Origin of the sequence: Agromyces atrinae, assembly GCF_013407835.1 — a bacterium.
GTDB classification, from domain to species: Bacteria; Actinomycetota; Actinomycetes; order Actinomycetales; family Microbacteriaceae; genus Agromyces; species Agromyces atrinae.
Map to the genome: position 1 here is coordinate 2,450,408 of NZ_JACCBI010000001.1, position 12,826 is coordinate 2,463,233.

11 protein-coding genes are annotated in these 12,826 nt (G+C 69.0%); 5 read left to right on the top strand and 6 right to left on the bottom strand.

From position 1 onward, the window contains the following. The first annotated feature begins 56 nt into the window (after window positions 1-56). Window positions 57-1,076: a DUF2804 domain-containing protein gene (locus BJ972_RS11390; RefSeq protein ID WP_206736458.1), complete on the top strand. Its 1,020-nt coding sequence runs from the start codon at window positions 57-59 to the stop codon at window positions 1,074-1,076. Here BJ972_RS11390 and BJ972_RS11395 read toward each other — a convergent pair whose 3' ends face one another. The 6 genes from BJ972_RS11395 to BJ972_RS11420 are packed head-to-tail and all read right to left on the bottom strand — an operon-like array spanning window position 1,077 to window position 7,011. Then, window positions 1,077-1,457, bottom strand: coding sequence for a type II and III secretion system protein family protein (locus tag BJ972_RS11395; RefSeq protein WP_129172334.1), 381 nt, complete (start codon window positions 1,455-1,457; stop codon window positions 1,077-1,079). A gap of 19 nt (window positions 1,458-1,476) precedes the next feature. Continuing rightward, window positions 1,477-2,079 (bottom strand): DUF2510 domain-containing protein, encoded by a 603-nt coding sequence (locus BJ972_RS11400; RefSeq protein WP_129172333.1) that lies wholly within the window; start codon window positions 2,077-2,079, stop codon window positions 1,477-1,479. Window positions 2,080-2,109: 30 nt separating this feature from the next. Next, window positions 2,110-4,164, bottom strand: coding sequence for an alpha-galactosidase (locus tag BJ972_RS11405; RefSeq protein WP_129172332.1), 2,055 nt, complete (start codon window positions 4,162-4,164; stop codon window positions 2,110-2,112). Between the two features lie 9 nt (window positions 4,165-4,173). Further along, window positions 4,174-4,548, bottom strand: coding sequence for a DUF2834 domain-containing protein (locus BJ972_RS11410; protein WP_129172331.1), 375 nt, complete (start codon window positions 4,546-4,548; stop codon window positions 4,174-4,176). 10 nt (window positions 4,549-4,558) lie between these two features. After that, window positions 4,559-5,443, bottom strand: coding sequence for a TolB family protein (locus BJ972_RS11415; RefSeq protein WP_129172330.1), 885 nt, complete (start codon window positions 5,441-5,443; stop codon window positions 4,559-4,561). 11 nt (window positions 5,444-5,454) lie between these two features. After that, the gene (locus BJ972_RS11420; protein WP_129172329.1) at window positions 5,455-7,011 is read right to left on the bottom strand and encodes an SLC13 family permease; all 1,557 of its coding nucleotides are present in this window, start codon (window positions 7,009-7,011) and stop codon (window positions 5,455-5,457) included. Window positions 7,012-7,085: 74 nt separating this feature from the next. On the opposite strand from BJ972_RS11420, the gene BJ972_RS11425 reads away from it, so the two are divergent. The 4 genes from BJ972_RS11425 to BJ972_RS11440 all read left to right on the top strand — a co-directional run bounded on the left by BJ972_RS11425 (window position 7,086) and on the right by BJ972_RS11440 (window position 12,642). After that, window positions 7,086-8,783, top strand: a complete 1,698-nt coding sequence (locus BJ972_RS11425) for an MFS transporter (RefSeq protein WP_129172328.1) — start codon at window positions 7,086-7,088, stop codon at window positions 8,781-8,783. Then, on the top strand, window positions 8,780-10,285 hold the full coding sequence (locus BJ972_RS11430) for a leucyl aminopeptidase (RefSeq protein WP_129172327.1): 1,506 nt from the start codon (window positions 8,780-8,782) through the stop codon (window positions 10,283-10,285). The genes BJ972_RS11425 and BJ972_RS11430 overlap by 4 nt, the downstream gene beginning before the upstream one ends. A gap of 4 nt (window positions 10,286-10,289) precedes the next feature. Further along, window positions 10,290-11,471, top strand: a complete 1,182-nt coding sequence (locus BJ972_RS11435) for an alpha/beta fold hydrolase (RefSeq protein ID WP_129172326.1) — start codon at window positions 10,290-10,292, stop codon at window positions 11,469-11,471. A 106-nt stretch (window positions 11,472-11,577) separates the two neighbouring features. Then, window positions 11,578-12,642 (top strand): serine/threonine-protein kinase, encoded by a 1,065-nt coding sequence (locus BJ972_RS11440; RefSeq protein ID WP_277871217.1) that lies wholly within the window; start codon window positions 11,578-11,580, stop codon window positions 12,640-12,642. The last annotated feature ends 184 nt before the right edge of the window (window positions 12,643-12,826 follow it).

Here is a 12,826-nt window from a genome sequence, read left to right on the forward strand (position 1 = left end):
GGGGCATGTCCCGGTAGGCTCAGCTTCTAGGCTGACGTCTATCAATGAGGAGAGTCGTGGCTGAACCTGCCGCGCGAGTCGAGCGCGAGATCGTAGCTCCGGTTGATCTCTGCCTGCGCGATGGTCGGCTGAACCCCGACGCGGTCGGGTGGACCCGCACTCCGTTGCACAACACCGATCGCATCGGCCGAGGACTCTTCGCGTGGGGCCGCAACAAGCGCTGGGACCACTGGGCCATCACGACGCCCGATCACGTCATCGGAGTCACGGTCTCGGCGGGCGACTACGGCAACTTCAGCCAGATCTGGTTCCTCGATCGAGCGACACTCACGACGATCGACGAGACCGTCGTCTCCGTCTTCTCGCGTGGCGTCTCTCTCGCCGGCACGCTCGGCACGAAGCCCACGACGGCGCGGTCTCCACGGCTCGAGATCTCGATGAGCGAGATCGACGGCGGCACCCGCATCACAGCCGAGACCGACCGCCTCCATCTCGACGTCATCGCTCTGCGTCCGAGCGGGCACGAGATGCTCGCCGTCGTCGTGCCGTGGTCGACGCGGCTCTTCCAGTACGCCGCGAAAGATGTCAGCCGACCCGTGCGCGGCGCGATCGAGATCGACGGCGTGACGACGAGGCTGCCGCTCGGAGAATCATGGGCCATGCTCGACCACGGCCGCGGGCGGTGGCCGTACGCCATGAACTGGAACTGGGGCGGCGCCTCGGGCTACGTCGGCGCCCGCGTCGTCGGCCTCATGCTCGGGGGCGGCTGGACCGTCGGCACAGGGATGACGGAGAACGGCGTCTCGATCGACGGGGTGGTCACGAAGCTCCCGTACGAACTCGAGTGGACCTACGACGCGAGCGACCTCATGTCGCCGTGGCGCATCACGGGGCCCGGCCTCGACATCAGGTTCCGCCCGGTGCACGAGCGGTCATCGAAGACGAGCCTCTTCGTCGTCGCCTCGAGCACGCATCAACTCTTCGGCGAGTTCAGCGGGAGCATCGACGTCGACGGCGAGCTCATCGAGTTCGCGAGTCTCTACGGTTGGACCGAACAGGTGCACAACCGCTGGTGACTACGACTTCGGCGTGACCTCGACGGTGAAGCTGACGCTCTCACCGGCATCCGGGTTGGCGAGCAGCACCTCGGTCGAGCCGACCTTCTTCGCTTCGAGGCCCGGGTTGTAGACGGCGCTGCCGTCGTCGCGTCCCTCGACGAACGACACGATCGAGTCGTCGCTCACCTTCGCCGTCCAGCCCTCGACGTCGGCTTCGTCACCGCTGAGGTTGATGACGCCGCCCTCGGGAACCTCGACGGTCGTGCCTTCGAGGTCGCTGATCTGAACCGTGACGGGAGGGAGCACGTCGCCGTCCTCTCCGGGCGTCGAGGTCGCGCAGCCCGTGAGGGCCACACCGAGCAGGAAGACCGCGGCCACCGCGGCGAATGGACGTCTCATGAGGCTCCCCTTCGAACGATCAGTACGAGTACGTTCCGGTGTAGGCGCCGATCGTGTCGATCGTCTCGACGATCAACCAGATCGTCCACACCGTGACGACCACGATAGTGAGCACGAAGACCGCGATCGTCCCCCAGATCGGGGCAGACCCTCGGCCGGCCTGCTGCTTCACGACGATGGGGCGGCCGATGCTGTAGACCATGCTGCTCAGGAACGCCCAGGCGCAGTGGAATCGGCGCGGGAAACCGCGGCGACCGAGCTCGCGGTAGTCGAGGTAGGCGAACAGCACGAGCAGGCCGTAGATCACCCAGCCGAGGGCGAGGATCGCGACGTACGAGGCGCTGAAGATGAGCGCGAACGACGACGTCGCGGGGTTCTCGATCGTCGCCCGGATGAACGCGGGCACGTCGAGCAGGAAGATCGAGAATGCGCTCACGAGCGGCAGGCCGACGACGAGCCAGATCCAGACGGTGTCGACAGGCGTGCCCTCCGGAACCGTCGCGCGCGCCGGGGCCGCGACGGGTGCCGAGGCCTCGCCCGCCCATGCCGTGCCGTCCCACCAGCGCGTTCCGCCGGTGCCGGCCGGGTCCGGGTACCACCCGGGTGCAGCGGTGTCAGTCATCGTCGTCTCCCCTCGAACGAAATGCCCAGCCTACGCGTCGATGGCGACGGCTTCGAGGAGCACGGCGTTCTCGGGCGCCATGAGGAGCGGCGGCAGACCGACCTCGCCGAGCACCGAGCCGCGGAGCGTGACGCCCTCGGTGAACCACGTCGGCTGCGAGTTGTCGATGCGGGGCGTCTCCGCGCCGAACTCGAGAACGCTGACGCGGTACGTGCGCTCGGGGTCGAGACCGGGCAGGCGCACGGCGGGCGGCAGGGCGGCCTCGGGGGCCGCGAGCAGCACCGAGGCGAAGAGCCCGGTCGAACGGTCGGGCGCGACGACGCCGTGCACGAGCGTCGCCTCGTCCGCGGCATCCGCTCGAACGACGCGACCCGAGTGCAGGAGGGCGCGACGCTCGCGGTAGGCGGTCGCCCACGCGGTGATGACGTCGAGCTCGGCGTCGGTCGCCTCGGTGAGGTCCCACTCGATGCCTGCACTGCCGAAGAACGCCGTCGCGAGGCGGAACGCGAGGCTCGACGTGCGGCCCGTCGTGTGCGCTCGCGCGTCTCCGAGGTGACCGCCGAGGTACTCCGGCGGCACGAGGAGCGATGAGTAGCGCTGGATGAGCTGGCGCTCGAGCGGGTCGTTCGTGTCACTCGTCCACACCCGGTCGGTGCGCGGCAGGATGCCGAGGTCGATGCGCCCCCCGCCCGACGCGCACGACTCGATCTCGACACCGGGGTGGGCGGCACGCACCGCGTCGATGAGCCGGTAGAGCGCCGCGGTCTGCGCGTGCGCACCCGGGGCGAGCACGTCGCGGTTGTGGTCCCACTTCACGTAGGCGATCGCGTACTCGCCGAGGAGTGCGTCGAGACGGCCGAAGATGTAGTCGAAGACATCGGGGTTCGCGAGGTCGAGCACGTGCTGGTGACGCCACGTCGAGGCGCGGACGTCGCTCAGGATCCAGTCGGGGTGGGTGCGGGCGAGCTCCGACTCGGGGCTCACCATCTCGGGCTCGAACCACAGGCCGAACTCCATACCGCCCGCGTGCACCTTCTCGATGAGCGGGCTGAGACCGCCTGGCCACTTCGTCTCGTCGACGAACCAGTCGCCGAGCGAGGTGCGGTCGTTATTGCGCCCGACGAACCAGCCGTCGTCGAGCACGAATCGCTCGACGCCGACGCGCGCGGCGGCGTCGATGAGCGGCTGCAGCCCCTCGAGGGAGTGCTCGAAGTAGACGGCCTCCCACGTGTTGAGCATGAGCGGGCGGGGGCGGTCGATCGTCGACCACGAGCGGATCCACGGGTGCAGTCGGTCGGAGACTCCGTCGAGGCCCGCGTCCGACCAGACGCCGACGACCCACGGCGACGTGTACTCGTCGCCGGGCTCGAGCGTGAGCTCGCCCGGCGCGAGGAGTTCGCCGCCGCCGAGCGTCGTCGGGCCGAGCGACGAGCGCTCGAACCACTGCACGCGGTCGCCGCTCCAGGCGATGTGGGTCGCCCAGACCTCGCCCGACTCGAAGCCGAATCCGGGCGTGCCCGCGACGACGAGGTACGGGTCGTCGTGGCCCGGTCGGCCGTGACGCGACTCGCGCGACCAGACGCCGTGGCCGGGCGTGATGCGCTGGGGCCGGCGCTCGTGCGCCCAGAGGCCCGAGAAGTCGAGCAGTTCGCGGGCACGCGAGGGCACCGGCAGAACGATGGATGCCGCGTGCAGGCCCACCGAGACATCCGAGCGGTTCTGCAGTCGGTGCCGCACCCGCAGCACGCCCTCGGGCGTGAGCTCGATGTCGGTCGCCGCGTCGAGCGGGCCGAACTCGACGGCGCCCTCGGCGACGTCGCCGGTGCGCGCCCATCCGGTCGGGGCCGAGTACTCGATCGCCGGTCGACCCGACCAGCCGTCGGCGAACGACGGGAGCAGCGTGAGCCGCAGCGGCTCGTCGATCGCGCTCGGCGGCACGCTCGCGGCGACCGAGTCGGCGAAGGCGGCGAGCGCCGTCTCGTCGAGGTCACCGAGGTCGCGGCCCCAGTGCAGGACGGCGGGCGTGGTGCCCGGTCGGGCATCGATGACGAGGCTGACGCCGGAGGCGCGGAGGTACTGGATCACCTCGACAGACTACCGATCGAGAGACGCTTCTCCACCCTCTCTGTGCTCGTTCACAGAACGTCGCGCCGTGAGCGTTCTCTGACGCATCGCGAGGAACAACGGGAAGGTGAACGCGAACGCCGTGAGCCCCGAGGCGACGACGTACAGCCACCCGAAACGCATGCCGAGCCGGCGCGCCTCGACGATGATGAAGATGCTTCCCGCCGCCGCCACGAAGAGCAGGTCGAAACCGATCGACGAGACCGCGGGGCCGCTCGTGAACAGGTCGCCGAGGTAGTCGCGCATCTGGATGATCGCGAGGGCGTTGAACGACCACGTCACGACGAGCCCGCCGATCGCGATGAGCACGTAGACCACGGCCAGGGGTGTCCAGTGCCGGGTCATGTGTCTCCGATCAGTCGAGCGGGTAGGCGACGTAGGCGAACCGGTCGCTCGTGGGCGACCAGCTGTTGACGTTGATCGTGCCCTGGCCGCCGAAGAGGCGCACGGCGACCGTGGGCTCGGTCCATGCCCCATCCTCCACCAGCTTGAGTTCGACGGGAAGGTCGGCGGGGTGCCCCTCCGTCCCCGCGGGGAAGCTCAGGTACACGGCGAGCGCGCCGTCGGGCGACCAGTGCGGGAACCAGTTGACGACGCCGTCGAACGTGAGCTGCTCGACATCCGAGCCGTCGGGGCGCATGCGCGCGATCTGCGCGTGCCCCGGCGTCTCGCTGAACTGCTCGGTGTTGAAATAGATCCACTGCCCGTCGGGCGAGTACTCGCTTCCATCGGCGGGCGAATCGGTGTCGGTCAGCTTCGTGTCATCCCCACCCGCCGAGGGGATCGTGAAGACGTTCGCCCGCGCCCAGGGGTTGCCGTCGACCGGCTCGAGGCCGATGTAGGCGAGCGTCGCCCCGTCGGGGCTCACGCCGTGCAGGAAGTGGTACTCGGGCACGCCGTCGTTCGTGATGCGCTCGGCGTGGCCGCCCGCGAGGGGCGCCCGGTAGATGTGCCAGTCGTTGGCCGAGAGGTAGATCGTCTCGCCGTCGGGCGCGAGCACGTGGTCGTTGTTGAGAGCGGGGATGCCCTCGAGCGGAATCTGCGTGAGCTCGGCCGTCTCGACGTCGAGACGCCACAGATCGCCGTGCCCGTTGAGGATGAGCGCCCGACCGTCGAGCGTCCAGTTCGGGGCCTCGAGCAGGATCTCGGTCGTCTCGAGGAGGAGTCGCGGTTCACCGCCGTCGACGCCAGCGATGAAGATCTGGCAGCGCTGGCCCTCGGCGAGTGTTCGGTAGTCCATGTCGTCCCCTCTCAGAACGGCCAGATGAGCGGCACGTAGAAGACCGCGATGACGAGGAAGAAGAGAAGGAGCGGAAGCCCGAGCTTCCAGTAGTCGCCGAAGCGGTAGCCGCCCGGCGCGAAGACCATCGTGTTGGCGGGCGTCGCGATGGGCGTGAGGAAGGCGGCGGCGCCGGCGACCGTGAGCGCCATCATGAAGGGCAGCGCCGACACCTCGTAGGTCGCGGCGACCGAGAGTGCGACGGGGATCATGATGAGCACCGTCGCCGTGTTGCTGATCATCTGACCGAGGATCATCGTCAGCACGCAGATCGCGAGCAGGGCGAGCTGCGGGCCCGAGTCGCCGATCGCGTCGAGCAGTCCGTCGGCGATGAGGTCGGCCGCACCGGTCGTCATGAACGCCGTCGAGAGCGGGATCATGCCGGCGACGAGCACGACGGTCTGCCACGAGATCGCGCGATACACCTGCGCGGGCTTCAGCACTCCGGAGACCACGATCGCCATGGCGGCGAGGAGCGCCGCGACGGCCGCGGGCACGAGCCCCGTCGCGAGGAGCGCGACCATCACGACGAGGATGCCGATCGCGCGCTTCGCGCCGTGGCCGAGCGGAACGGTGCGGCGCACGGCGTCGGGGGCGTCGACGACGAGCACGTCGTGCCCGAGGGTGTGCCGTTCGAGGTCGCTCCACGTGCCCTGCAGCAGCAGCGAGTCGCCCGCCTGCAGGCTCTTGCCATCGACGGGTTCGCCCGCGCGCCGGGCGGCGAGGATCACGAGGTCGCCGCTCGGCGTGCACATGCCGGGGAAGACGTCGAGGCCGATGAGCGGCGAACGCGGTGGGATGACGACTTCGCTGACACCCCTCTCCGCACCGATCACGGGGATCGAGCTCGTCGCGAGGTCATACGTCTCGCGCAGCGTGCTCGCGTGGTCGCTCAGGTCGGTGCCGAGCACCGAGGGCGTGCGCTTCGGCAGCAGCCGCTCACCGAAGAGCATCGTGATGAGGAGCGTGCCGACGACGAGGGGCACACCGACGAGGGCGAACTCGAAGAAGCCGAAGGGCCGCTCACCGGCATCCCGTGCCCCTGCCGACACGAGGATGTTGACGGGCGTGCCGGTCAGGGCGAGCATCGATCCCGCGTGGGCCGCGAAGGCGAGGGGCAGCAGGAGCTTCGACGGCGACAGGCCCGAGCGGGTCGCGACGACCACGACGACGGGCACGAGCGCGGCGACGGCGCCGTTGACGCTGATGAGCGCGGTGAGCCCCGCGACGAGGATCATGAGGAACAGCAGCAGTTTCGCCTTGCTCGTCCCGGCCCCACCGAGCACCTTCTGCGCCACCCAGGTCGTCACGCCCGTGGCATCCAGCGCCTCGCTCACCACGAAGAGGGCGGCGATGAAGATGACGGTCGGATCGCCGAACCCCGCGAACGCCTCACCGAGGGTCAACACGCCCGTCGCCCACAGCGCGACGGCGACCCCGAGGGCGACGACACCGATCGAGACGCGGTTGGAGAGGAAGGCGACGATCGCGAGCCCGAGGATGACGAGTGTCGTCGCGATGGGATCCATGCTCGGACTCTATCCCTCGCGGTTATCGCCAGCGGTACGCTGTGCGCACCATCCACACCGTCGATCGGACACCCATGGCCTCCTCCCCCGCCGCGGCACCCACAGCGAAAGCGTCGTGGCTCCCCCTCATCGTCGTCGTGCTCACGCAGATCCAGGCGTCCTTCGCGGTCAATGCGCTCACGGTCTCGATGGCCGGCATCACGACCGACCTCGACACCCCGGCGACAAGCGTCGGCACGGCGATCACGGCGGGCACGTTCGCGATGGCGGCGTTCATCCTGCTCGGAGCGAAGCTCGGTTCCCGGTTCGGCACGCGTCGCGTGTTCCAGATCGCGGTCGCCGTGCACGCCCTCGCGATGGCGGGTGTGGCGCTCAGCCAGAGCCCCGCGATGCTCTTCATCGCGCAGGCGTCGTCGGGCGCGGTCATCGCCCTCATCGCCCCGGCGCTCACGGTCTTCATCGCGACGAACTACCGCGGTGATCAGCAGGCCCGCGCGATCGGTCTGCTCGCCGCCGCGATCCCCGCGGCCGGCGTCCTCGCCCTCCTCATCGCGGGAACGTTCGCGACGACGATCGGCTGGCGCTGGTCGTTCGCCCTCGTGGTCGCGCTCGGCGCCGTCAACCTTCTGCTGAGCTTCCGCCTCAAGGTCGTGCCTCCGCAGCCCGAGCTCTCGATCGACTGGACGGGCGCCTTCATCGCCGCCGGCTCGATCATCCTCCTGAGCTTCGGCTTCAGCGGTCTCGCCTCGTGGGGCACGTGGCTCGCGACCGATCAGGCTCCGTTCGACGTGCTCGGCCTCTCGCCCGCACCGATCCTCATCGTGCTCGGCCTCATCGGCGGCCAGATCTTCTTCACGTGGGTGCGTCGACGCCAGACGGCGAAGCGGTCGCGCATCTTCGACCTGCGCGTGCTCGCGACGAGATCGGAGCTCGCCGTCACCGCGTGCATGGCGACCATGCTCTTCGTCGGAACCGCCGCGAACTTCCTCATCCCGCTCTACATGCAGGTCGTGCAGGGGCTCTCGGGCATCGAGACGTCGTTCTCGATCATTCCGTACACGCTCTCGATCTTCCTCGCGTCGACGTTCGTCGCCTTCCTCTACGCGAAGTTCGCGCCGCGCGTCATCGCACGCTCGGGCTTCATCGTCGTCGCGAGCGCACTCACGCTCCTGGCGTTCACGATCCGCGGCGAGTGGGGCCAGTTCTTCGTCGTCGCGGGGCTCATCCTGCTCGGACTCGGTCAGGGCGCGATCGTGGCGCTCGTCTTCAACACGCTGCTCTCAGCGGCGCCAAAGGAACTGGCGGGGGATGTCGGTGCGTGGCGTGGCCTCGTGCACAACCTGTCGGGCAGCGTGGGTATCGCCGTCGCGACGGCGTTCGCGGTCGGCACCCTCGGCACGATCCTCTACGCGAGCGCGCAGGAGCACCCCGAGGTGTCGGACGAGCTCATCTCGCAGGTGAACTTCACCGAGGCCGACTTCCTCACCGACGACCAGCTCGCGGCGGTGCTCGCCGACCGGGCGACGGGGCCGGAGCTCGACCTCGCCATCGAGATCAACGCCGAGGCGCGCCTGCGTGCCCTGCAGATCTCCCTCCTCGGCCTCGCCGCCCTGTCGCTCCTCGCGATCGTGCCGGCCGGCCGCATGCCCGGGCGCCGCTCGGGCGATCTTCCTGAGAAGCTGGAACCTGATGATCTCGACGCCATCGACGACTCGGTCGACGAGAAGGCGGATGCCGGCGAGAACGCAACGATCACGAAGGACGTCTCATGACTCGAACCCCCAACAAGCTGATCCCCGACGATTTCACGGCCACTCCGTCGCTCGACGTCGAGACCGTGATCGAGGTCGTCGGTGAGATCGGCTCCGTCGACGCTCTCGGCGTGCTCGTACACGCCGACGGCGACCTGCCCGCGGGGCTCGACCTCGACCGCGAGTCGCTCGCGCGCGCCGGCTTCGAGGGCAAGGCGGGCCAGACGCTCGTGCTGCCCCTCGCCTCCGGCCCGCTCTTCGTCGTCGTGGGTGGCGGCGCTCGCGACGAGCAGACCGACGCGAGCCTGCGCGACGCCGTCGCGGCGTTCTCGCGCGCGACGAGCCGTTTCGCGTCGATCGGCTTCCAGGTCGGATCGCTCGGCGACGTCGATGAGGCGGCCGCCGTGCGGGCACTCGTCGAGGGTGCCGTGCTCGCGCGTTACCGCTTCACGGAGCTCAAGAAGAAGCGCCCCGAGAAGAACCTCGAGCGTCTCGAACTGCTCATCGACGGGATCGATGGCTCGGCGTCATCCGCCGTCGCCGAAGGCGTCGTCTCGGCGCGGGCCGCGACGATCGCGCGCGACCTCTGCAACACGCCCCCCGGCCACCTCACCGCGACCGACTTCGCGGACGCCGCGACGGTACTCGGCGAGCGCTTCGGCTTCGCCGTCGAGGTCTTCGACAAGGCCGCGCTCATCGAGCTCGGCACGGGCGGCCTGCTCGGCGTCAACGCGGGCAGCGCGGAAGAGCCGCGCATGATCAAGCTCACGTACACGCCCGAGGGCGACGCGACCGGGCACCTCGGTCTCGTCGGCAAGGGCATCATGTACGACTCGGGCGGAATCAGCCTCAAGCCGTCCGACCCCATGCACCTGCTCATGAAGATGGACATGGGTGGCGCGGCGGCCGTGCTCGGAGCATTCAGTGCTCTGCGCGACCTCGGTGCGACGGCGAAGGTCACCGGCTGGCTCATGTGCACCGACAACATGCCGTCGGGCAGCGCGATGCAGCTCGGCGACGTGCTCACGGCGCGCGGCGGCACGACCGTCGAGGTGAAGAACACCGACGCCGAGGGCCGCCTCGTCATGATGGACGCCCTCGTGCTCGCGACGGAGGACGGCGTCGACGCCGTCGTCGACATCGCGACCCTCACGGGCGCGGCGCTCATGGCACTCGGCCAGCTCACGGCGGCACTCTTCGGCAACAACCAGGAGCTCGTCGAGAAGGTCAAGACGGCGGCATCCGGCGTCGACGAGCAGGTGTGGCAGCTTCCGCTCGAGAAGAAGTACCGCAAGCAACTCGACTCCGACATCGCCGACATCTCGAACATCGGCGGTTCGCGGTACGCGGGAGCGACGACGGCCGCGCTGTTCCTCAACGACTTCGTCGGCGAGACCCCGTGGGCTCACCTCGACATCGCGGGAACGATGCAGTCCGACTCCGACGACGCGTGGCGCTCGAAGGGTGCGACGGGCTTCGGCGCCCGCACCCTCCTCGGCCTGGCACGCGACTTCACGGCGTAGATCGATGCGCTCGGCGATCGTCCTCGTCGCGGCCGCAGCCGTGCTGGCACTGGCTGCGTGTTCGCCCGAGGTCGATCGCCGGGTCGTCGGCGGCGCGCTCGACGAGCTCTCGGAGCATCCGTTCTACGTACTGCCCGACCCGATCCCCGCGGGCGAACCGGGAACCGTGGTGCGCACGGAACGCCTGCACTCCGCCCCCGACGGGTCGATCGGATGGCGCGTGCTCTACCACTCGCAGGACGTGCACGGCACCGACATCCTCGTCTCGGGCATCGTGATCTCGCCGACGGGCGACGCACCCGCCGGCGGCCGCCCCGTGATGTCGTGGGGGCACCCGACGACGGGGGCCGCCGAGCGGTGCGCTCCCTCGCTCGGCATCGACCCGGATGACTGGGTCGAGGGTCTCTACGACTTCCTGAACAAGGGCTACGTCGTGACCGCGACCGACTACTCGGGAATGGGCGCCGCGGGGCCCGACTCGTACCTGATCGGCACGACCGAGGGCCGGAACGTGCTCGACATCGCGCGGGCTGCGCGGTCGATCCCGGAGACGAAGGCGAACGACGACGTCATCCTGTGGGGTCACTCGCAGGGCGGTCAGGCCGTGCTCTTCGCCGCCGGCGAGGCGTCGGACTACGCGCCCGAACTGAGCGTGCACGGCGTCGCCGTCGCCGCTCCGGCGACGGAACTCGGCGGGCTGCTCTCGGCTGACATCGGCGACGTTTCGGGCGTCACGATCGGGTCGTACGCGTTCACCGCGTTCTCGGAGGTCTACGCCTCGACGCCGGGCAGCGAGCTCAGCACGATCCTCACCCCCGTCGCCGTCGAGGCCGTGCCGAAGATGAACGAGCTGTGCCTCCTCGGGCAGAACAAGGAACTGCACGAGATCGCCACGCCGCTCATCGGCGGATTCCTCTCGGGCGACCCGACGAAGGTCGAGCCCTGGGCGACGATGCTCGCCGAGAACAGTGTCGACCCGTCGACGATCGACGTACCGATGTTCGTCGCGCAGGGCGACATCGACGAGCTCGTGAAGCCCGAGGTGACGGAGGGATTCGTCGACGCTGCACGGAAGGCCGGAGTCACGGTCGAGTTCGAACAGATCCCGAAGACAGGGCACGGACTCATCGCCCTTCGGGCACTCGATGAACTCTTCGCCTGGATCGAACGGTTGCCGCAGCCATAAGTCAAGCCCTCATTTGGGCAGATCACGGAATGTAGAGTGAACGTGACCCGCTGTGTGGCTGGACGATTAGCGTCCGTGAGCAGGCGGCCTGAGGGCGGAGGCGCCTGTGCTGGACTCTTCGAGCACGCGCTCACGCGGATTCGGACAACGAACCGGTTCACGGTACGAGTTGTCGGAGCACGTGGGCTCGGGGGGTATGGCCGACATCTACCTGGCCCGCGACCGTGAGATCGGCCGGTCGGTCGCGATCAAGATCTTCCGTCTGCCCGAGACCCCTCACGACGAGGTGCGTCACGAGCGCGAGATTCGTCTGCTCGGCTCGCTGCAGCACCCCGGACTCGTCGAGGTCTACGACGCCGGGGTCTTCCTCGACGGCGACGTCTCGCGACGCTTCGTCGTCATGGAGTACGTCGATGGCGGAGCCCTCTCGAGCCGCCTCGAGAAGCGTGTGGCGCTGACGCGGCGCCAGGTGGCCGACGTTGGAGCTCAGATCGCCGACGCTCTCGCGTACATCCATGCTCGCGGAATCGTGCACCGTGACGTGAAGCCCGACAATGTGCTGCTGTCGGATGCGGCGTCGCTCGGATACACGATCACCGCCAAGCTCGCCGACTTCGGTATCGCGCACTTCGTCGAGGCGGCGCGCTTCACCGATCAGAATACGATCCTGGGCACGGCCAACTACATCTCTCCCGAACAAGCCCGCGGCACCGACGTGGGCACCGCGAGCGATGTGTACTCACTCGGACTCGTGCTCCTCGAAGCGATCACCGGCGAACGCGAGTTCACCGGAACTCCCGTCGAGGCCGCGCTCGCGCGGCTGAGCCGCTCCCCCGACATCCCCGGCGATCTTCCGGATGACTGGCACGATCTCCTCACCGCGATGACCGAGCGCGAACCCGACGATCGTCCGACCGCGCACGACGTGGCTGCGACGATGCGCGACCTCATCCGCTCGATGATCATGGACAAGCGCGGTCGCCGCCGGACGCGTCGCGCCCTTCGGGCGTCGGCACCCCGAGCACCGCGTCGACGGGAGCGCGCCCCGCGTGACGGAGGTGACCGCGCCGGTCTCTCGGCCGTGGGGTTCTGGACCATCATCGCCACCGTCTCCGTCGGTTCGATCGGCCTCGGCGTCGGTCTCGCCGCCGGTATGCACGTCTTCGGCTGAGCCCCGTTTTCGCGCGAGCGAGACGAGCAGGCACACTGGACGTATGGAAATCATCCTCTGGAGCGTCATCGCCCTCATCGGTTTCGTCGGTTCGGTCGGCATGATCGCGGCGGCTGTCGCGCTCGTGAAGTCCTGACGTTCTAGGTCTGTGACGCTCGCGGTGCACTGACGTTCCGGGCACGCC